Source organism: Frateuria sp. YIM B11624 (genome assembly GCF_049727805.1).
In the GTDB taxonomy this organism is placed as follows: Bacteria; Pseudomonadota; Gammaproteobacteria; order Xanthomonadales; family Rhodanobacteraceae; genus Frateuria_A.
The window spans coordinates 107,166-127,020 of the sequence record NZ_JBCNYA010000008.1 but is presented as its reverse complement, the minus strand read 5'-3'; the positions used below and the strand labels follow the sequence as shown (position 1 = coordinate 127,020).

Below are 19,855 nucleotides of genomic sequence, written 5' to 3'. Positions count from 1 at the left end.
GCTCAGTCGTCCGTGGCTTCGGCGCTGCCGGGGGCGGGCGCGGCATCGACCGCGACCAGCGCCTCGGCGCCCTGCACCACCACGCGTTCACCCGGTTTGAACGGTGCGCCGACCAGCCAGCCGGCCGGCGTCATCGCGCGCGGCGTGACCGCACGGCGCTCGAAGCGGGTGGCACCGGCGGCGACGTAGGCCCAGTCCAGGCCGTTCCAGCGCACGATCGCCGCGCGCGGCAGCAGTACGCCATGCACCGGCGCGCCGTCGCCGTGCAACTGCGCGGTGAGCACCATGCCGGGCACCAGTGGACCGGCGCTCGCTTGCAGCAACCAGCCCGCCGCCAGGCCCGAGGTGCTGCGCGGCAGCGGACCGAGCACCCGCGCCGGCAGGTCGGCGCCATGCGGCATCCGCAGGGTCGCCGCGCGCACCTTCAGGGACAGGTCGGGGCGACCCAGCGGCTCGGCCTTGAGCAGCACCTGCGTGCCGTCGACCAGCGCCTCGAGCAGCCTCTCGCGCCGCGTCGCATCCATGCCGGCCAGGTCATCGCCCCATCGGGTGCGCAGCGCGACGCGCGCCTCGCGCAGCCGCGAGCGGTCGGCCACGGCCTGTGCGCGGGCCGCCTCCAGCGCCTTGCGCGAGGCGTTGCCGTCGGCGGCCAGCAGCGCCTGCGTGCGGGCGACCTCGGCGCGCGAGGCATCCGCCGCGGCCTGCGCCGCCTTGAGCTCGTCGATCGCCTTGGCCAGCGGCACCGGATCGAGCACGTCGGCGACCGCGCGCGTGCTCGGCGGCATCTCGCCGGCGGCCAACGTGGTCAGGCGCAGGCCGAGCCGCGACTGCGCTGCGGCATCCAGTTCGGCGGCCGCAGCGCCGCCGGCCAGCGAGGTCAGCAGGCATGCCGCCAGCGCGAGGTAGCGTTTCATGGGCGATCTCCTGCAGCGGGCCAAAGCGCGGCTTCGGCCGGATCCAGCGGCGTGCGCAGTGCGTCCTCGAGCGCGCCTTCGGCCCCCCAGCTGGCGTCGAGCGCGGCAAGCCTGGACTGGTCGGCGGCCAGCTCTGCCAGGCGCGCGTCGAGCATCGCCGTGCGGTCGATCGCGCCCAGCTTGAACGCGCGCTCGGCCTGCTTCCGCCCGCGCTCGGCAGCCTGCTTCCCTGCCCGCGCCGCATCCAGCGCCGGCAGCGCCGCGGCCAGGCGTGCCCGCGCCCCGTCGATGGCGCTGCCGATGTCGGCCTGCACCGCGCGCACATGGGCGGCGGCCGCCTCGCGCCGCGCACGCGCCTCGGCGACCGGGCCCTGGTTCTGGTTGAACACCGGCAGGCTGAGGCTGGCGTTGAAGGTCAGCTTGCGGATGCCGTGGTCGTAGGTGTAGCCCGGCCCCAGCGAAAGCTGCGGATATTGCGCGTGGACCTGCTGGTGCAGCTCGGTCTCGCGGCCGGCGTAGTCGACCAGCGCGCGTTCGAGGTCGGCGCGGGCGAGCAGGGCGTGGTCGGCGAGCGTGTCCAGCCGTGCCGGGGGTGGCGCGGCCGGCCGGTCGAAACCGTCCCAGCGCAGCGGCAGCCCTTCCAGCGCCGCGGCGGGTACGCCGATGGCACGCGCCAGTTGCGCCTGCGCGTTGGCGGCACGCTGCGCCGCGGCGGCCTGGTCGCTGCGCGCCTGCGCCAGCGTCTGCGCGGCCTGCAGGGCGACTTGCGGCGCATCCTCGCCCAGCGCCACGCGCTGGCGCGCGGCCTGTTCCAGTGCACCGGCCGCCGCCACCGTGCGTGCAGCCAGGTCCTGCTGACGTCGCGCGAGCAGCGTTTGCGCCAATGCATCGCGCACGGCACGGCGCACGCTCCACACCTTCTCGGCGTAATCCAGCCGCGCGCCGCGCACGTCCTGGTCGGCCCGTTGCACGCGCAGGCGCCGGCGCAGGCCCCCATCGAGCAGGAAATCGGTGCTCAGGCCCCACAACCAGGGCGCACTGTCGGCTTGTGCCTGGGTGTAGCGCTCCAGCGCCAGGCCCAGGGTCGGGTTGGCACGCGCCCCGGCCGTGTCCACCGCGGCGCTGGCTTCGGCCAGGTGCGCGCGCGCCTCGGCGAGATCGGGATTCAGCACCAGCGCGGCGAGCAGCAGCTCGGCGCGGCCGTAGCTCGCCGGCGGCCACTGGCCATGGTCACCCGCCGGCAACCACGGGCGCAGGCGCGCGGCAAGGGTCGGGTCATCCAGCCGGCGGGCCTGCCACTGCGCGCGCGTCGCCGCCGGATCGACCGGCGCGGGGCGGTAGGTGGCGCAGCCACCGAGCAGCACCGCGCAGGCGGCCAGGCAAAAAAAAGGATGGCGCATGGCGCCATCCTTGCAGAACGTGCTTAGCGCTCTCTAAGGCCACCCGTGCGGATGGCCACGGCGCTCGCGTTGCCCGATCAGGCCCTGGCGCGCTCGCGCTGATCCAGGCGCTGCGCCAGGCGGTCGATGTTCGGCAGCGACAGCAGGTGCGCGTAGATCCAGCCCAGCACGCCCTCCTTGAGGAACTCGTGCGCGGTCTTCTCGTCGAGCTGGCGCAGCTTCTCCTCGTTGACCACGAACAGGCCGTTGAGGTTGATCGCGTTGCCGTCCTTCTCCAGGCGGATGTTGCGCGGCTCGAGCAGCTGGTGCTTGCGCAGCTGGTCCATGAACCAGTGAGTGCGCGTCACGTGCTGCTGGAACTCGCCCAGGAAGCCGACGGCGTTGGCCAGCATCTCGCTGTCGCTGCCGTCTTCCTTGAACAGGCGCTCGCCCTCCTCGCTGCCGAAGCCCTCGTAGGCCTCGTCGAGGAACACGGTGAAATCATCGCCCTCGGCGCCTACCGGCTTCTCCGCGAGGATGAAGGGATAGCGGCGCACGAACGCCGGCACGTAGACGCCCGGCGCCCACTGGCCGTTGTCGTCGACCAGCAGGTTCTCGTTCTGGCGCAGGCCGAGCAGCGCCATCGGGCCGGCATCTTCCATGCTCTGGCCGGCGAACAGGATCGGCACGTCGCGCGCGGCGACCGGGAACTCGGCGCCGGTGAGCGGCACCGAGTGCGCGGCTGCGGCGAACTTCATGCTCGGGATGCCCTTCAGGCGCAGGTCCTTGTGCTGGTTGCGGTTGAGCGGCACCGGGCGCTCGTAGAAAAGTACTTCAGCCACGTCTTGTTACCTCTGCCCCGCCGTGCCGGGGTTGCCACCGATGGCTCCCCCTCCCAAACCCGGCGTCGGGTCGCGAATCCGTGACTATATCAGCGCCCGCGCGCGCGGGCGAATGGCCGTCGACCGGGCCGATCTGCCAAGCGCGTCAAGTGCTTACCACGCGCGGCGCAGCCAAGTTGGGCTATGCTGGGCCGACGAGCGCATCACTGCACCCGCCCTCTGCCGAACCTCATGAACTGGCTGAAGGAACCCGCATGCTGATGGATTTGCCGCGCCGCGACTTGAACGCGACCCGCGTGCTTTCGCTGGACGCCGCCGGCCGGATCCTCGACTGGATCAGCTGGCAGGACGCCGTCTGCCTCTACGTGCGCGAGGCGGTGGCCTGGACCCTGGGCGATCCCTGCCTGACCATCCACGGCGGCCACAACCGCGCCCGCGGCGAACGCAGCAAGCTGGACCTGCACCCCATCGTCGCCAGCACCGGCCACTGCCGCGACCACGCGATCGACCCGGCGCCGGCGCTGACCAACACCGCGCTGTTCGCCCGCGACCGCCACCTTTGCCTCTACTGCGGCAACCAGTTCGCACGCGGCGAGCTGACCCGCGACCACGTCGAGCCGGTCTCGCACGGTGGCAAGGACGAATGGGAGAACGTGGTCAGCGCCTGCCTCGCCTGCAACCTGAAGAAGGCCAACCGCACGCCGCAGCAGGCGCACATGCCGCTGCTGGCGGTGCCCTACCGGCCGAGCTGGGTGGAGCACCTGATCCTGTCCAACCGCAACATCCTGGCCGACCAGATGGAGTTCCTGGTCAACCACCTGCCGCGTGACCGGCGGCGGGCGATGAGCTGAGCGCTACTTTCCTTCGTCCTTGCCGGCCGACTCGTCGGCGTGGTCGGCGCTGGCCTTGGCCAGTTCGCGGTCGATCTCCTTGACTTCCTCGCAGGCTTCCTCCGATTCCGCCTCGCGCCGCACGCGCGGGCCGGCGCGATGGCTCTGGCGGGCCTCTTCCTCCTTGTTGTGGGCCAGCTTGCGGTAGTTCTCGCGGATGCGCTCGAGCGCGTCCTCGTCGAGGTTGTCCACGTCCAGCAGGCTGTTGCGTGCACGGGTGGTGCGGATCAGCTCGTCCAGCTTGATCTGCAGTGCGGCGCTGTCGCGGTTCTGGCTGTTCTGGATCAGGAACACCATCAGGAAGGTGATGATCGTGGTGCCGGTATTGATCACCAGTTGCCAGGTGTCGCCGAAGCCGAACAGCGGCCCCGTGGCTGCCCATACGACGACGATGAGGGCGGCCGTGAGGAAGGCAGCCGGCTTTCCCGAATAACGTGCGGTGGCTTCCGCAAAGCTCCGGAAGGCCGTGGCTAGCTTGGACATGGCGGGCGTCTCCGGCCTTGGACCGCACCCAGCTTGCGAGCGGATTCGTGTGCCGGGTGTGCACGGCGCCCGCCGCCGTTCACGTCGCCGCCCTTGCCCCGCCTTGCGGCTGGTTCAACAATATGCGGATGATCGATCCGTCCCGCTATCCCCACCTGGCCCGTATCGAGGCGCCAGCCGACCTGCGCCGCGTGCCCGACGCCGAGTTGCCCGCCGTCGCCGACGAGCTGCGCCAGTACCTGATCGAATCGGTCGCCAGCTCCGGCGGCCACTTCGGTGCGGGCCTGGGCGTGGTCGAGCTGACCGTGGCGCTGCACCACGAGTTCGAAACCCCGCGCGACCGGCTGGTGTGGGACGTCGGCCACCAGTGCTATCCGCACAAGATCCTCACGGGCCGGCGCGACCGCATCACCACGATCAAGAAGAAGGACGGCCTGGCGCCGTTCCCGCGCCGCGAGGAGAGCGAATACGACACCTTCGGCGTCGGCCATTCCTCCACCTCGATCTCGGCCGCGCTGGGCATGGCCATCGCCGCCCAGCGCAAGGGCGACGACCGCAAGGTGGTGGCGGTGATCGGCGACGGCGCGATGACCGCCGGCATGGCCTTCGAGGCGCTCAACCACGGCGGCGACGTGGAGCCGAACATGCTGGTCGTGCTCAACGACAACGGCATGTCGATCAGCGAGAACGTCGGCGCGATGACCAAGATGATGGCGCGCGCGATGGCCAGCCGCCGGCTCAACGCCGTGCGCGAGCGGGCCAAGAAGGCGATCCCGCGGCAGTCGTTGTTCGGCCGTTTCTTCAAGAACTGGGAGGAGCACGCCAAGGGCATGTTCCTGCCCTCGACGCTGTTCGAGGAACTGGGCTTCCACTACACCGGCCCGATCGACGGCCACGACATCCCGGCGCTGCTGCGCGCGCTGCGCACGGTCAAGAACCTGCCCGGGCCGCAGTTGCTGCACGTGATCACCACCAAGGGCAAGGGCTACGCCCCGGCCGAACAGCAGCAGATCGAATACCACGCGGTCGGCCCGTTCGACCCGGTCGCCGGCGTGGTGAAGAAGGCCGCACCGGCCAAGCCGACCTACACCGATATCTTCGGCGACTGGCTGTGCGACATGGCCGCCGCCGACGAGCGGCTGCTCGGCATCACCCCGGCGATGCGCGAAGGCTCGGGCCTGGTGCGCTTCTCCAAGGAATACCCCAGCCGCTACTTCGACGTCGCCATCGCCGAGCAGCACGCGGTGACGCTCGCGGCCGGCATGGCCTGCGAGGGCGCCAAGCCGGTGGTGGCGATCTACTCCACGTTCCTGCAGCGCGCCTACGACCAGGCGATCCACGACGTGGCGCTGCAGAACCTGGACGTGACCTTCGCGATCGACCGCGCCGGCGTGGTCGGCCCGGACGGGGCCACCCATTCGGGCAGCTTCGACCTGTCGTTCCTGCGCTGCCTGCCGAACATGCTGATCATGGCGCCGGCCGACGAGAACGAGTGCCGCATGATGCTCAGCACCGGCTTCGAGTACGCGGGCCCGGCGGCGATCCGCTACCCGCGCGGCACCGGTCCCGGCGCCGTCGTGCGCCAGGAACTGGACACGCTGCCGATTGGCAGGGCCGAGCTGCGCCGGCGCGGCCGCAACCTCGCGATCCTTTCCTTCGGCGCGATGCTGGCGCCGGCCGGCGTGGTGGCGGCGGAACTCGACGCCACGCTGGTCAACATGCGTTTCGTCAAGCCGCTGGACGAGGCGATGATCCTGGAGCTGGCCAAGACGCACGATGCCTTCGTCACGCTGGAGGACAACGCGGTCGCCGGCGGCGCGGGTTCGGGCGTGGCCGAATGCCTGGCCGCGCACGGCATTGTCAGACCGATCCTGCATCTTGGCCTTCCAGACGTCTATCTGGAGCACGGCAGCCGCGAGGAAGTGCTTTCCATGGCCGGACTGGATCTGCCGGGCATCCGCAACGCCATCCGTGCGCGGTTCCCGCAACTGGCGAATATCGCCGCCAGCGCGGGGTAATCACCAGCCCTGGCACCACGCTTCGATCCTTCCCCCGTTCACGGGGGAAGGTACCCGGAGGGCGGATGGGGGGCGACCTTGCCACGAACCCACCCGGGCATCGGGCCCAAAAGCGCCCCCCTTCCGCCTGTCGGCACCTTCCCCCGCAGTCGCGGGGGAAGGCTCACCAGGTGGCATTGCGTCATGGAGACCGGTCAGGACCGGTTTCGGCCACCGCTGACCCGATCGCGCTGCTCCAGGTCCTGCTCCGTGAACACCTCGCCGTAACCCGACGCTTCAAGCAGACCGCGCGCGGCGCTGCCCTGGTCCCAGCCGTGCTCGAACAGCAGCCAGCCATCCTGGACCAGATGCGCCCGCGCGCCGTCCACGATGCGCCGGATGTCATCCAGCCCGTCGCTGCCGGAAGCCAGTGCACTGGCCGGCTCGTAGCGCAGGTCGCCTTGCTCCAGGTGCGGATCGTCAGCGGCGATGTAGGGCGGATTGGAAACCACCAGATCGAAGCGCTCCTCCGCCAGCGCCGCGAACCAGTCGCTCTCGGCGAATGCGACGTTGCGGATCCCGTTGGCCTCGGCGTTGCGGCGCGCCACTGCGAGCGCAGCCGCGCTGGCGTCGGTGGCGAGCACGCTGGCATGCGGGCACTCGCGTGCGATCGCCAGCGCGATGGCGCCGCTACCGGTGCCCAGGTCCGCCACGCGCGGCGCGCCATCCCGCGCAAGCCTTGCCAGCGCCAGCTCGACCAGCAGCTCGGTTTCCGGCCGCGGGATCAGCGTGGCTGGCGTCACCTCCAGCTCCAGCGTCCAGAAGCCGCGATGGCCGGTGAGGTAGGCCACTGGCTCACCGGCGGCGCGCCGTTCCACCAGCGCGTCGAAGGCCGCAGCGCCCGCGGCGTCCGCCGGTTCGTCGGCGTGCGCGACCAGCCAACTGCGCGGCTTGCCCAGCGCGTGCGCGAGCAGGATGCCCGCCTCGGCGCGGTCGCCCAGGCGCGCGGTGGCGGCGGCCAGCAACTGGCGCACCTCAGGCATCGGGCGGCGCCTCCGCGGCGGTGGGCAGTTGCGGCGGCACGGCGGGCTGCGGCTTGTCGCGGCGCCAGTAGCCGTCGCGCGACCACGCCTCGAAGCCCCAGCGCAGCCATCCGATCAGTGCGTTGGCCAGCCACAGCGCCCAGGCCAGCATGGCCAGTTTGTAAGTCCACAGCGGCAGGCTGAACACGCCCGCCTGCGGCAAGGCACCGGCACTGCGGTCGGCGAACCAGTGCAGTTGCAGGGCGCTGGAGCCCATGCCGGCGATGTGCATGTCCGGCCGCCCCAGCAGGCCGCCGGGCACCGCCGCCACCAGCACGGCGAGCGCGATCGCGGTGAGCAGCACCAGTCCCACCTGCATCAGGTCAAACAGGCCGGCACGCCACGAGGCGGCTGCGATGCGCCCGCGCAGGCCGAGCAGGATCAGCCAGGCCACCACCACGGCGTACGCACTCCAGGCGAAGGCGGAGAAACCGAGGCCCAGCAGCAGCCAGTGGTGGAAGCGCAGCGGCGTGGGCGCGTAGCGCGAGAGCAGCCAGGCCGCGACCAGCAGCACGATCAGTTGCGCCCAGTACAGCACGGCCGGGCCGGCGCCCGTGCCCCAGGTCCACAGCACCCAGCGATCCTGCGGCAGTTGCAGGAACGTATCGAGGTTGGCCGCCGGCGCATGCAGGGCGATGGCCGGCGCGCGCGTGCGCATCCCCGTTCCGCCGGTCTCGCGCAGGCGCAGCTCGTAGCGGTGCGTACCCGGCAGCAAGGGCAGCGCGAGCGAACCATTGCGCACGGCCAGCGGCAGCCGCTCGCCGTCGCGGCTGGCCTGCAGCAGCTCGGCGCCGGCCGGCAGGCCCAGCGCGTGTTCGCCACCGCGGGTGCTGCGCGCCTGCAGCTGCAGGCTGGTTTCGGTGGCGCGCTCGCCGACGGCGCTGCGCGAGTCCACCTTGTCGAATGCCAGCGTGCCACCCGCGACGGCAGCCGGCTGGGTGAGCGTCAGCGTGAGCTGCTCGCCGGGCAGCGGCTGGAAACGCAGCGCGTCGCCGCCGCTTGCCGGCACGCCGCTCGCGTCGACGTGCCACATCGGCGCGGCCTCGACCTCCCACACCTCGGCGCGTTCGGCCAGCGCCGGCGCGGCCAGCCGCAGTTGTGCCGCGCGGTCCAGGCGGCTGGTCCATTCGACGCTGTCGGTGCCCGCGTTGAAGGCGAGCTGGATGCGTCCGTCGCGCACCGGCGCATCGGCGCCCAGCGGGTGTTCGCCCGTCAGCAACGGCAGGGCGACACTGAAACCGCCGGCCTGCGGCGCGATGCGCTCGACCTCGTTCTGCACCGTCCACTCGTTGCCGAGCACCAGCCGTCGGGTCAGTCGCACGTAGGGCGGGAAGTCCTGCGCGGGTGCACCCGCCTGGCCGCCCGCGACGATCCGCTGGCGATCGAAGGCCAGGCTGTCGCCGAGCAGGCGATCGGCGTCCAGTCCATCCGCGGTCCAGCCGTTCGCCTGTACCGTGACGCGCTGCGGTGCCAGGGTGAAGCGCAGGCGCGCGCTGTCGATACCGTCGAGCCGGTAGCGCAGGGCGAGCTCATGCACGCCTGGCTCCAGTCGCAGCCAGAGCTGGTCGTCGTCGCGGCGCGCCAGCACGGCCGGGCGCCCGTCGACGGTCACCGCGACCAGCGGCAGCGTGGTGGCCGGCAGCGGCAGCGCCACCGTGGCACCGGCGTGCGCCTGCAGGGCGAGGTCCAGCGTGTCGCCGGCCAGCACCGCGCGCGCCTGCGGCAGGTTCGCGCAGGAGGGCGAACAGGCCGGCGCCTCGACCAGGCGCTGGCGCAACTGGTCGAGCAGCGGCTCGCTCGGCAGCGCCTGGGCGTGCGATTGCCAGGGCAGCATCGCCAGCGCCAGCAACGCCGCCGACGCCGCGCCCCGCCCGCCCTGCCAGCGCCCGCGCCAGGGCGCCAGCAGCGAAGGCAGCACGCGCGCCAGCAAGCTGGCCAGCAGCGCCACCATCAGCACGCGCAACAGGCTCACCAGCCAGGCGGGTGCGATTACCAGGCGCATGGTCTGCTGCGGCGTGACCGGGCCGGACCAGCCGAGGCGATAGTTGCTGCCGAGACGCCAGGTCGGCGTGCCCGGGCCCGCCTGGACCAGGCTGCGCGCGTCCGTCGCCACATCCATCGAGGACAGCTTCGCGGTACTCACCGACACGCTTCCAAGTGTTTGCGCCTCCTCGGAGACCTGTGGCGCCGCCGCAGGGGGCGCAGGCGGAGGAGCAAGCTCGGGAGGCGGGACGTTGTAGCTCTGCTCCAATCGTCCTGCTTGCAACTCGATACGGAGGGCCTGGGACTCGAGCTGCGGATGCAGCGCGTATTGCAACTGCGCCGCCGCAAACGGCAACGTCCACAGCGCGGCGAGCGCGAACGAGGCCAGGGCGGCGATGTTGGCCGCGCGCCGCAGGCGCTCTTCCGGCAACGCCCGCAGCAGCAGGGCGAGCGCGAGCAGCAAGGCCAGCGTCCAGCGCGGCGTGTCGGCTTCGTGCTGTGCCAGCGCGAGGAAGCCGGCCGCCAGCAAGGCCCACGGCCAGCCCAGCAGACGGCCCGCCAGCAGGGCGATCAACGCCACCCCGAAGACGTCCAGCAGGCTCCATCGCGCCACCCACGAATCGGGCGAGCTGTCCGCACCGGGTGCGCCGAGCAGCCGGTAGCCCGGCGGCAGTTGCAGGGTCGCGTCGATGCGCTCCAGCGGCACGTTCCAGCCGTTCACCGGCAGCGCACCGGCAGAGGGCACGCGCAGGCCGGCATCGAGCCCGAGTTTCTCGCTGCGCACCTCCACGCCGCTCGAGCCGTCCTCGCCGCGGCTGACCAGCAGCGGCTCGCCGTCCTGTGCGGCGCGCTGCAATTGCCAGGGCGCGCCGACTTCCAGCCGCTGGCGGTGCAGCTCGCCTTGCAGGTGGTCGTCCACGCCCAGGCCCTTGCCGTCGAAGTCCAGCCACAGGCGGCGCGACAGGCTCAAGCGGTCGTTGCGCCCTGCCCCGCGCTCGCCCGGTTGCACGGTGAGCGTGGCATGGCCGTCCATCACGAAGGCGGGGAGCTCGCGCCAATCCTCCGGCACGCCGGCCTGCGCCGCGTCGGTGCCCTGGCCTTCGGCGTGGCTGCTGCGCAGGTCGGGGTCGTCGGCGTAGCTCCAGATTTCCTGCCGCGGCCACGGCGCCGGTGGCAGGACGGTCGCGACGCGCGCGAGCGGCGCGTCGGCGCGGGCGTCGAGGGTGACGGTCCAGCGTCCGGGTTTCAGTTGCACGCGCAGGCGGCCGTCGCTTTCCAGTCGCGCCGGCAGTTCGCCGTCCAGCGCTGTGGCGACGAAACCGGACGGCAGCACCGGACCCAGCAACTGTTCACGGGCGCTGCCGGTGACGTCGAAGCGCAGGCGGGTTTCCAGGGTCGCCGGCAGGCCGTCGGCCAGGCGGCGGTCGACGCGCAGCGACAAGGCATCGGCCATGCGCTGGGCGGCGGCGGCCTCGCCGAGGGTCAGTTCGTCACCGTCGCGCTGCAGGCGCGCGACCGGCTTGCCGTCCAGCGTGAGTTCGACCAGGCCGATCGCTTCGGGTACCTGCAGGCGCGCCGGCCGGGCCGACCAGGGCAGCGAGCCTTGCAGACGATGGTCGCCGGGGGACACGCGCACCATCGGCTGGTCGTCGCGCTGCAGCACCACGGCCGGCTGGCCGTCGAGCCGTACCTGTTCCGGCCAGTGGCGCGCATCGCCCGGCAGGGCGATCCAGGCAGGCGCGTCGGCGTGGGTATCGAGGCTGAACTGCCCGCCATCGGCGTCGGCCGCCAGCGTCAATCGGCCGGGCCAGGCGCATTGCCAGGCATCGCCCTGGCCGGGCGCGTGCGCCAGCCGCGGGCAGGCATGCTCCGGCACCTGATGCAGCACCCAGTCCTGCCAGTCGCGCAACGGCGCCGGCACCTGCTGCGCACCCGACGGCGCGGCCAGCAGCAGGCCCATGAGCAACAACCATCCTGATCGAGCACGCATGCCGGTCTCCCCTGTCGCCCCATGGGCGTGCGGACAGTTTAGGGGGGAACGTGGAGGCCGCAGTGCGCCCGAGTCTCCAACCGCAGCAGGATCGGCTCCCTCTCCCCTCCGGGGAGAGGGCTGGGGTGAGGGACACTCTTGCGACGAGGTTGAATGAAGCGAATGCGAAAACAAACTTTTGCAATCAACCTTTCCGCGAGCCCCGGCCCCTCACCCAACCCTCTCCCCGGAGGGGAGAGGGCTCAAAGCAGAGGCTAGAAAGCAAAACGCCGGGCGTTGCCGCCCGGCGTTTTGCTTCAAGCCGAGAACCGCCTCAGTGCAGGATCGCCTGCGGATCCTGCTTGGCCTTCAGCGCGGTGCACAGCAGGGTGTCCTCGGTGGTCTGCGCCAGGCCGCGCTCGGCGCCGGTGACGTCCTTGGCGCGGGTCTTGAAGAACGCCTGCAGGCGGTCGGCCTCGTCCTGCGAGCAGCCGCCGCCGCCCATCAGGCCGGGCAGGCGGCCGCCGGCGAAGCTGCCGGTGCGTGCGACGATGCGATCGTAGTGGCCGACCGCCCACTTCCACATGGCGTCGCGCTGGGCGCGCGTCTCGCGGCTGCCGCGCAGCAGGGCCGCCATCTCGCCGACCTTGACCTGCTTGTCCAGCGCGAAGTTGCGCACCTGCTCGGCCAGGGCCGGGTCTTCGACCGCGCTCAGTCCGGCCAGCATGGCGTTGCGCTGGGCCGGGTCGGAGGTCTTGGGCAGTTCGGCGATCAGCGCATCGACCGCGCTCTTGCCACGCTCCTGCACGGCCACGCCGAGTGCGGTGCCGAGCAGGTCCGGGTCGGCCGCGTCGAGGCTCAGGCGGCCATCGGCCTTGCGCTTGAGCGCGGCGTCACCCTGCTTGACCAGCTCGGCGCGCACCTCCGGCAGCTTCACGTCCAGCGCGAGGAAACCGGCCAGCGTGCTGCGCAGCAGCGAGTCGCCGTCCGGCTCGCCGGCCTTGCGGTGGTAGCCGAGCAGCTCCATGCGCGGCAGGTAGGCGCTCTTGGCCCAGGCATCGAGCGCGGCGCGCTGTGCGTCGGTACGTGCCAGGTTGCGGCTGAGCCACTCGAAGCTGGCGATCGGCGCGGTGGCCACTTCGCGCACGCGCGAGGCGGTCAGCGGCTTGAGCGCGGCAAGCAGGTCGCCTGCGTTGATGTCGCCGTGATGGAAGCTCGCGTCGGCCGCGTCGGCATAGGCCAGTTGCTCGGCGTCGGTGAGATGGCTGATCTGCTCGCCCAGGCGCGCCAGCTCGTCCTTGTTCATGCCGAAGCGGTAGTAGCCGCTGGCATTGGCGTTGGGCATGACCCAGGCGTTGGCGCTGGCGCCGGGCAGCGCAATCGTGCCGGTGGCCTTCTCCAGCAGTTCGCAGTTGACCTTGCTGCCGTCGGCGGTGGCGTAGCGCACGCACACCGGCACGCCCCACACGTGGTTCGCGTTGCCCTTGCTGCCGATCGGCAGGTAGCGGCTCTGGCTCAGCTCGAGCACGGTCTGGCCGCCCTTCTGTTCCAGCCGGGTCTGCACGTAGGGCACGCCGGGCTGGTTGAGGAAGCTCTTGAAGGCCTGCTTGAAGTCCTCGCCCTTGTCGGCGGCCTTGGCGATCGAGTCGACCAGGTCGTCGGCGGTGGCGGTGGAGAACTTGTGGTCCTGGATGTACTGGCGCATGCCCTGCTGGAAGGTCTTCTCGCCGACGTAGCCCTCGAACATGCCGAGCACGCTGGCGCCCTTCTGGTAGGTGATCGAGTCGAACGCGGTCTCGATGTCGCCGTTGCCGGTGATCGGCTGGCGGATCTTGCGCGCGGTGACCAGGCTGTCGTTGTCCATCGCGTACTGCGCGCCGCGCACGCGGTCGAGGTCGGCGCGGTATTCCGGATGCACCTTCATCGTCACCTTCTGCTGCATCCAGGTGGCGAAGGCCTCGTTGAGCCAGATGTCGTTCCACCAGGCGGTGGTGACGGTGTCGCCGGTCCACTGGTGGGCCAGCTCGTGCGCGTTGACGTTGAACGAGCCGCGCACGTACTGCGCCGGGCTGTCCGGATCGAGCAGCAGCAGCCAGTCGCGGAAGGTCACCAGGCCGGCGTTCTCCATCGCGCCGGCGGCGAAGTCCGGCGCGGCGAGCAGGTCGAGCTTGTCCCACGGATAGCCGAAGCCGTAGTAGTCCTCCAGCGTGTGGATGATGCTCGGCGTCTCGGACAGCACGTGCTGCATGCGGTGGCCTTCGCCCTTGGCGGCGATGCCGCGCAGCTGCAGCGGCGTGGCGCGGTAGGCGTCCGGCGAGATGTCCGGGCCGGCGACGATGTCCCACGGGCCGACGCCGAAGGCGACCAGGTAGGTCGGCAGCGGCTTGGTGGTGGAGAAGGTCAGCGTCTTCCAGCCGTCGCCGGCCGGCGCTTCCTTGATCTGCTTGGTGTTGGCGACCGCCTTCTCGTCGTTGGGGATGGTAAGGCTGATGTCGAACGGGGTCTTGAAGTCGGGCTCGTCGAAGCCGGGGAAGGCGTAGCGCGCGCTGATCGGCTCCATCTGCGTCATCGCGTAGGGCACGCCCTCGTGGCTGACCTTGTACAGGCCCTGCAACTGCATGTTGAGCGGCGCGGTGTAGTCGAAGCGCAGGGTCAGTTCCTGCGGCTTGAGCGTGCTGCCGAAGTCGACCCGCACCACGCCTTCCTTCGGCGCGGCCTCGACGTACTTGGCGCTGTGGGTCTTGCCGGCGGCGTCGGTCACGCTGACCCTGGCGACTTTCAGCTCGTTGCCGTGCAGCCAGACGTGGTCGGAAGCCTGCTTGAGGTCGACCTTGATCACGGTGGTGCCGGAGAAATCCTGCTGGCGCGGATCGACCTTGAAGGACAGCGCATAGGATTCCGGCACCGCCCAGCGCGGCAGCTTGCCGTGCGGCACCTGGTCGGCGGTGGCGGCGAAGGCGGCGCCGCAGCAGGCGGCAAGCGCGGTGAGCACGAGGGGTTTGACGAGACGGCGCATGGTGTTTTCCCCAGGGGACTGTGAAGGCAACTTCCGGAAGCTAGGCGGCGCATGACTTGTGACACAGTGCCAAAAGGCATGGGCGGGGGTGCGTGAAGGCGCTCCTGCCGCGCGCGGGGTCGTGAGTGCGTACCCGCGCACGGAACACGGCCACCGACGGAGGGCACCACGCAGGAAAGGGCCTCCCGCAGCATTGTCCAAATCGATGACTGCCCTCACACTCATAGGCATGATCTATCGGAGCGCCCCATGAACCTGCGCGACCTCGCCTACCTCGTCTCGCTGGCCGAGCACCGCCATTTCGGCCGGGCCGCCGAGGCCAGCTTCGTCAGCCAGCCGACCCTCTCCACGCAGATCAAGAAGCTGGAGGACGAGCTGGGCGTGGCGCTGGTCGAGCGCACGCCGCGCAAGGTGCTGCTCACCGAAACGGGGCGTGAGATCGCCCGCCGCGCGCGCGGCGTGCTGGCCGAGGTCGAGGAGATCAAGGCGATCGCCCAGCGCACGCGCGACCCGGAGGCCGGCAAGCTGCGCCTGGGCGTGTTTCCCACGCTCGGCCCCTACCTGCTGCCGCACCTGGTGCCGCGCGTGCGCCAGCGCTTTCCACGGCTGGAGCTGCTGCTGATCGAGGAGAAGACCGAACAGATCGTGCGCATGCTGCGCGAGGGCTCGCTGGACGTGGGCATCCTGGCGCTGCCGATCCACGAGGAAAGCCTGCACGCGGAGTTCCTGTTCGAGGAGCCGTTCGTGCTGGCGGTGCCGGACGACCATCCGCTGGCCCACCGCAAGGCACGCCTGAAGCTCGCGGACCTCTCGGACGAGAGCCTGCTGCTGCTGGAGGACGGCCATTGCCTGCGCGACCAGGCGCTGGAGCTGTGCCAACTGGCCGGCGCCGGCGAGAAAGTGGGTTTCCGCGCCACCAGCCTGGAGACGCTGCGGCAGATGGTCGCCGCCAACGTGGGCATCACCCTGCTGCCGACGCTGGCGATCAAGCCGCCGGTGGCGCGCACCGACAACGTGCAGTTGCTGGAATTTTCCGGCCACGCGCCGAGCCGGCGCATCGCGCTGGTGTGGCGCAAGAGCTCCTCGCTGGGCCCCTTCCTCGAGCGCTTCGCCGACGTGGTGCGCAGCCTGCCGGCCGAGCTGCTCAAGCCCGAGCTGGCCGAACCGGAACGACGCAAGCGCGCCTGACGCGCATCCACAGGGGGAAATACCGATGCGGCGAGTGCTGTGGCTGGCATGGCTGGCGCTGCTCGGCTGGGGCGCGCTCCACTGGTGGCAGCAGCGCCCGCTGCACCCACCGCCGGGCGTGCTGGCGGCCGAGGCGCCCGAGCAGGTCGACCTGGGCGACGGTGCCGTGCTCCAGCGCGCCGACGTCTCCCTGCGCACGCGGGCGCATTTCGCACTGACCGCCCGCGTGCTCTCGCGCGAGGACTACCACTAGGACGCCGGCGCCTCGCTCGCGCCGATGGACCTGGCGCTGGGCTGGGGCCGCATGTCCGACAGCGCGGTGCTCGCGCGCATCGACGTCAGCCAATCGGGCCGCTTCTACTACTGGCACGTGGACAGCTTCCCGATCCCGCGCCGCGAGATCGAAACCTCCAGCGCCAACATGCACCTGATCCCCGCCGACGCGGGCGTGCGCCGCGCGATGGACCGCGTGCGCCGGGGCGAGCTGGTGCACATCGAGGGCTTCCTGGTCGACGCCAGCCGTCCGGACGGCTGGCACTGGCGCAGCTCGCTCACCCGCGACGACACCGGCAACGGCGCCTGCGAGCTGGTGTACGTGGAGGAACTGGAGCCGGTCGCTCCGTAGGGAACGGGAGGAACGGGCGTAGGCTGGCTTCAGCCCACCACCCGGACCTCATGGTGAGCTGAAACCCACCCTGCGCGGCTATTTTTCGCGCCGGGCCAGCGTCGCCATGCGCTGCGCATCGGCCAGCACGCCATGCAGGATGCGCAGCTCGCGCTCGTCCGGCTGCGCGCGCTGGAACAGGCGGCGCAGGCGCAGCATGATCGTGGTCGGCTCGCGGCCCTTGTGGAACTCGATCTCGTCCAAGGTCTGCGCCAGGTGCTCGAAGAAGCGCTCCATCCGCGCCGCGTCGGCCGGCGGCTCGTCGTGTTCCGGCGGCGCCGGCGGCGGTGCCTCGCCGAGCATGGCCAGGCGCTGCTCGTAGGCCATCACCTGCACCGCCTGGGCCAGGTTGAGCGAGCTGTAGTCCTCCACGCTGGGAATGCGCACCATCGCGTGGCAGCGCGCCAGCTCCTCGTTCTCCAGGCCGGTGCGCTCGTTGCCGAACACCAGCGCCACCTGCTCGCCGCGCGCCGCGGCGGCCAGCGCTTGCGCGGCGCCTTCGCGCGGCGTCAGCTCGGGCAGATTCACCCCGCGCCGCCGCGCCGACAGGCCGAGCACGAACGTGGAGCCGGCCAGGCCGTCCACCAGCGCACCATGCACCCCCGCTTCGGCCAATACGCTTACCGCGTTCGCCGCCAGCGCATCGGCCTCGCGGCTGGGAAATTCGGCCGGCGCGACCAACTCCAGCCGCGTGAAGCCCATGGTGCGAATCGCCCGCGCCGCGCTGCCGATGTTGCCCGGGTGCGAAGTACGCACGAGCACGAAGCGGAAGCGGGCGGCAAGGTCGAGGAAGTCGGACATGGGAGCGCGAGATAAAAAGGACGCCATCATAGTCGACCCTGTTGGGGCTCGCTGTTATCCCGCTTCTGGCGAGCTTTTGTCGGCCTTGTCGATTTCGGGCGTACGCAGTGTCCAGCTTCCAATCTGCCGGGCTCGTACAAGAAGAACCAACCCGATGAGCAGCTCAGTGAGGCGCGCTGCAGCCAATGCCCGTCTGCCCAGATCGAGCGAAGCCCACGCGGACTGACCGGTCGCGCCGCTGAGCAATTGCGCGCTTACCCACAGGTCGGCCAGGCCGCACAGTGCGCTCTTGAGCCACCATAGCCCCAACAGTATGCAACCGGCCACGACGAGATCGACCGCCCTCAATCCGTCAACGGCTTCGCGGGGAAGTCCGTGGAAGAAGAGGACCGATAAAGGCCCGGCCGCGAACCAGAGCACGACCGCCAAGGCAAATGCCCCCGCCGCCACAAATGCCAGCGTCTGCGATGCCGCCGGGCCATGCAAGGCCCCGGTATAGATGACGGTAGTGAGCACAGAGATGCAGAGCACAAGCGCCAGAAAGCGCAACCCAACGGCTGCCAGCATACGGATGGACATCCCTTTCTCCTGAATTCAGCCGACCCGTCGGTCGCTGGATCATGCACGAACTGGCGGAAGCCCGCAGCAATGGCTTTGTGTCCACGCCACCGTAGGTTCACGTGCGACCTCTGCTAGAATGCGCGGCCGCACTCCGCTCTTTTCCCAAAGCCGAAGCCATGCCAAGACCCGCCGTCACCATCGCGGCACGTGCCGCGCGCGCCGCAGGCAACGTGATCCTGCGTTACATGAACCGCATCGACGGCCTGCACGTGGTCGAGAAGCAGCGCATGGACTTCGCCTCCGAGGTCGATCGCCTGGCCGAGGCCGAGATCGTCAAGGAGCTGCGCCGCGCCTACCCCGACCACGCGATCCTCGCCGAGGAAGGCGGCGCCAGCGGCAAGAATCCGCTGACCTGGGTGATCGATCCGCTCGATGGCACGCACAACTACCTGCGCGGCATCCCGCACTTCTCCGTCTCGATCGCGCTGGTCGACAAGGGCGTGCCGGTCTACGGCGTAGTGTTCGATCCGCTGCGCGACGAACTGTTCACCGCCAGCAAGGGCGACGGCGCCTACCTCAACGACCGGCGCATCCGCGTCTCCCGCCGCGAGAACCTTGGCGGCGCGATGATCGCGACCGGTTTCCCGTACCGCCAGCGCGAGCACCTGGACGCCCAGTTGGCGATGACCCGCGCCCTACTCGGCCAGGCCGAGGATATCCGCCGCTCGGGCTCGGCCGCGCTGGACCTGGCCTACACCGCCGCCGCGCGCTACGACGGCTACTTCGAGATCGGCCTCAAGCCCTGGGACATGGCGGCCGGCGTGCTGCTGGTGCACGAGGCGGGCGGGCGCTACTGCGATTTCGCCGGCCGCGACGGCCTGCCAGCCAGCGGCAACCTGATCGCCGGCAACCTCCACGTGGCCAAGGCGATGACCGACGCGATCGGCGCGCAGGCCACGCCCTCGCTGCTCAAGGCCTGAGCGGCCACTCGGCGGATCGACGAGGGCGCCCACGGGCGCCCTTCGTTTTTGCACGCCCCACCTGCGCCAGTCGCCTGCCTGGGCAGCAGGCGGACGCTGCTGTAGATCTTTCCAGCGCGGGCGGTTTTTTCCAACCGCCCGACGCAGGACTCCTGCCCGCGACGCAGCTCGCGCTGGCATCCGCATTGCAACGCCCCTGCCCGTCCGAAGGGCCCGCGACGCGTCGCGACGCCCTTGCGGGCGACGGAGCGCCCGTCGCCATCGCGGCACACCGGGTGCCGATGGGCGGACGCGGGTCTTCAAACCCTGCCGGACCCGCTGTTTTCCGCTGGGCGCCGGGATGGCGGCCAGCCGAGCCTTGCGAAGAAAACCGATCGGATGCAGCTACGGAGATAACCCATGAGCCGGCAACAGTCCCCAGGCAGTCAGTCCCCCAGCAACAAGACCCACCACGCCGCCAACGGCACGATCGACGGCGCCCGCGGCAAGCTCAGCGTGCGCGAGGCAGGCCGCAAGGGCGGCCTGCGCGTGCGCGAACTGATCAACCGCGGTCGCCAGGTCGAAGCGCACCAGGGCGAACAACGCCCGCATTGACGGCCCCGCAGCAGGAGAACCCACGATGACCCAGCAAAAGAACCCGGGCAGTCACGGCAAACAGGCCGGCGGCAGCCAGCACGGCAAGGGCGACATGAGCGTGCGCGAAGCCGGCCGCAAGGGCGGCGAGACCGGCGGCCACAAGGGCGGCCAGCGCACACGCGAACTGATCGAGGAAGGCAAACAGGCCGAAGGCCACGGCGACAGCCGCAAGTGATCCACCGCGGCCCGCCGTGGTGGGCCGCATCGACGACGAGGCAGACAATGGCAAAGCACAGCGACAACCAGCACGACAAGGGCGACATGACCGTGCGCGAGGCTGGCCAGAAGGGCGGCCACAAGGGCGGCGAGATCCGCAAGGAACAGCTCGGTCCCGAAGGTTATTCCGAGCTCGGCCACAAGGGCGGCCAGCGCGTGCGCGAACTGATCGAGGAAGGCAAGCAGTCCGAGGGCAAGCACTAGAAGCACGACCGCCGCGCCGATGGCTCGGCGCGGCGGACCGATTCCACGAG

The 19,855-nt window shown here is 70.8% G+C and carries 18 protein-coding genes; 9 read left to right on the top strand and 9 right to left on the bottom strand.

Going from position 1 to position 19,855, the window contains the following annotated elements; all coding sequences use genetic code 11:
* Positions 1 to 2 precede the first annotated feature (2 nt).
* The 3 genes from AAIL17_RS06130 to AAIL17_RS06120 form a co-directional block, all read right to left on the bottom strand.
* Positions 3 to 914 (bottom strand): hypothetical protein, encoded by a 912-nt coding sequence (locus AAIL17_RS06130; RefSeq protein WP_424681939.1) that lies wholly within the window; start codon positions 912 to 914, stop codon positions 3 to 5.
* Complete coding sequence (locus tag AAIL17_RS06125; RefSeq protein ID WP_424681938.1) at positions 911 to 2,314, bottom strand: TolC family protein; 1,404 nt, start codon at positions 2,312 to 2,314, stop codon at positions 911 to 913. Before AAIL17_RS06125 ends, AAIL17_RS06130 begins: the two co-directional genes overlap by 4 nt.
* Before the next feature lie 77 nt (positions 2,315 to 2,391).
* Positions 2,392 to 3,135: a SapC family protein gene (locus AAIL17_RS06120; protein ID WP_424681937.1), complete on the bottom strand. Its 744-nt coding sequence runs from the start codon at positions 3,133 to 3,135 to the stop codon at positions 2,392 to 2,394.
* A gap of 254 nt (positions 3,136 to 3,389) precedes the next feature.
* On the opposite strand from AAIL17_RS06120, the gene AAIL17_RS06115 reads away from it, so the two are divergent.
* The gene (locus AAIL17_RS06115) at positions 3,390 to 3,986 is read left to right on the top strand and encodes an HNH endonuclease (RefSeq protein WP_424681936.1); all 597 of its coding nucleotides are present in this window, start codon (positions 3,390 to 3,392) and stop codon (positions 3,984 to 3,986) included.
* 3 nt (positions 3,987 to 3,989) lie between these two features.
* Here the strand turns inward: AAIL17_RS06115 and AAIL17_RS06110 are convergent, their stop codons facing one another.
* Positions 3,990 to 4,508 carry a low affinity iron permease family protein gene (locus AAIL17_RS06110; protein WP_424681935.1) on the bottom strand — a complete coding sequence of 173 codons (519 nt, stop codon included), beginning with the start codon at positions 4,506 to 4,508 and terminating at the stop codon, positions 3,990 to 3,992.
* A 128-nt stretch (positions 4,509 to 4,636) separates the two neighbouring features.
* Here AAIL17_RS06110 and dxs point away from each other — a divergent pair, with 128 nt between their 5' ends.
* A complete protein-coding gene (gene dxs, locus AAIL17_RS06105; RefSeq protein WP_424681934.1) occupies positions 4,637 to 6,526 on the top strand; it encodes a 1-deoxy-D-xylulose-5-phosphate synthase in 1,890 nt (629 codons plus the stop codon).
* A gap of 194 nt (positions 6,527 to 6,720) precedes the next feature.
* Here the strand turns inward: dxs and prmC are convergent, their stop codons facing one another.
* The 3 genes from prmC to AAIL17_RS06090 all read right to left on the bottom strand — a co-directional run bounded on the left by prmC (position 6,721) and on the right by AAIL17_RS06090 (position 14,555).
* A complete protein-coding gene (prmC, locus tag AAIL17_RS06100) occupies positions 6,721 to 7,548 on the bottom strand; it encodes a peptide chain release factor N(5)-glutamine methyltransferase (RefSeq protein ID WP_424681933.1) in 828 nt (275 codons plus the stop codon).
* Complete coding sequence (locus AAIL17_RS06095) at positions 7,541 to 11,530, bottom strand: hypothetical protein (protein ID WP_424681932.1); 3,990 nt, start codon at positions 11,528 to 11,530, stop codon at positions 7,541 to 7,543. Before AAIL17_RS06095 ends, prmC begins: the two co-directional genes overlap by 8 nt.
* A 343-nt stretch (positions 11,531 to 11,873) precedes the next feature.
* The gene (locus tag AAIL17_RS06090) at positions 11,874 to 14,555 is read right to left on the bottom strand and encodes a M1 family metallopeptidase (protein WP_424681931.1); all 2,682 of its coding nucleotides are present in this window, start codon (positions 14,553 to 14,555) and stop codon (positions 11,874 to 11,876) included.
* Positions 14,556 to 14,804: 249 nt separating this feature from the next.
* Here AAIL17_RS06090 and oxyR point away from each other — a divergent pair, with 249 nt between their 5' ends.
* The 3 genes from oxyR to AAIL17_RS06075 are packed head-to-tail and all read left to right on the top strand — an operon-like array spanning position 14,805 to position 16,368.
* Complete coding sequence (gene oxyR, locus AAIL17_RS06085) at positions 14,805 to 15,743, top strand: DNA-binding transcriptional regulator OxyR (protein ID WP_424681930.1); 939 nt, start codon at positions 14,805 to 14,807, stop codon at positions 15,741 to 15,743.
* A 25-nt stretch (positions 15,744 to 15,768) separates the two neighbouring features.
* A complete protein-coding gene (locus tag AAIL17_RS06080) occupies positions 15,769 to 15,996 on the top strand; it encodes a hypothetical protein (protein ID WP_424681929.1) in 228 nt (75 codons plus the stop codon).
* 24 nt (positions 15,997 to 16,020) lie between these two features.
* Positions 16,021 to 16,368 carry a hypothetical protein gene (locus AAIL17_RS06075; protein WP_424681928.1) on the top strand — a complete coding sequence of 116 codons (348 nt, stop codon included), beginning with the start codon at positions 16,021 to 16,023 and terminating at the stop codon, positions 16,366 to 16,368.
* A 78-nt stretch (positions 16,369 to 16,446) separates the two neighbouring features.
* Here AAIL17_RS06075 and AAIL17_RS06070 read toward each other — a convergent pair whose 3' ends face one another.
* Positions 16,447 to 17,208: an RNA methyltransferase gene (locus AAIL17_RS06070; protein ID WP_424681927.1), complete on the bottom strand. Its 762-nt coding sequence runs from the start codon at positions 17,206 to 17,208 to the stop codon at positions 16,447 to 16,449.
* Positions 17,209 to 17,262: 54 nt separating this feature from the next.
* On the bottom strand, positions 17,263 to 17,787 hold the full coding sequence (locus AAIL17_RS06065) for a hypothetical protein (RefSeq protein WP_424681926.1): 525 nt from the start codon (positions 17,785 to 17,787) through the stop codon (positions 17,263 to 17,265).
* Positions 17,788 to 17,945: 158 nt separating this feature from the next.
* Here AAIL17_RS06065 and AAIL17_RS06060 point away from each other — a divergent pair, with 158 nt between their 5' ends.
* The 4 genes from AAIL17_RS06060 (at position 17,946) to AAIL17_RS06045 (ending at position 19,805) form a co-directional block, all read left to right on the top strand.
* Positions 17,946 to 18,749, top strand: coding sequence for an inositol monophosphatase family protein (locus AAIL17_RS06060; RefSeq protein WP_424681925.1), 804 nt, complete (start codon positions 17,946 to 17,948; stop codon positions 18,747 to 18,749).
* A 399-nt stretch (positions 18,750 to 19,148) separates the two neighbouring features.
* On the top strand, positions 19,149 to 19,343 hold the full coding sequence (locus AAIL17_RS06055; RefSeq protein ID WP_424681924.1) for a hypothetical protein: 195 nt from the start codon (positions 19,149 to 19,151) through the stop codon (positions 19,341 to 19,343).
* Positions 19,344 to 19,368: 25 nt separating this feature from the next.
* Positions 19,369 to 19,560 carry a hypothetical protein gene (locus AAIL17_RS06050; protein WP_424681923.1) on the top strand — a complete coding sequence of 64 codons (192 nt, stop codon included), beginning with the start codon at positions 19,369 to 19,371 and terminating at the stop codon, positions 19,558 to 19,560.
* 47 nt (positions 19,561 to 19,607) lie between these two features.
* Positions 19,608 to 19,805, top strand: coding sequence for a hypothetical protein (locus AAIL17_RS06045; protein WP_424681922.1), 198 nt, complete (start codon positions 19,608 to 19,610; stop codon positions 19,803 to 19,805).
* Positions 19,806 to 19,855 lie beyond the last annotated feature (50 nt).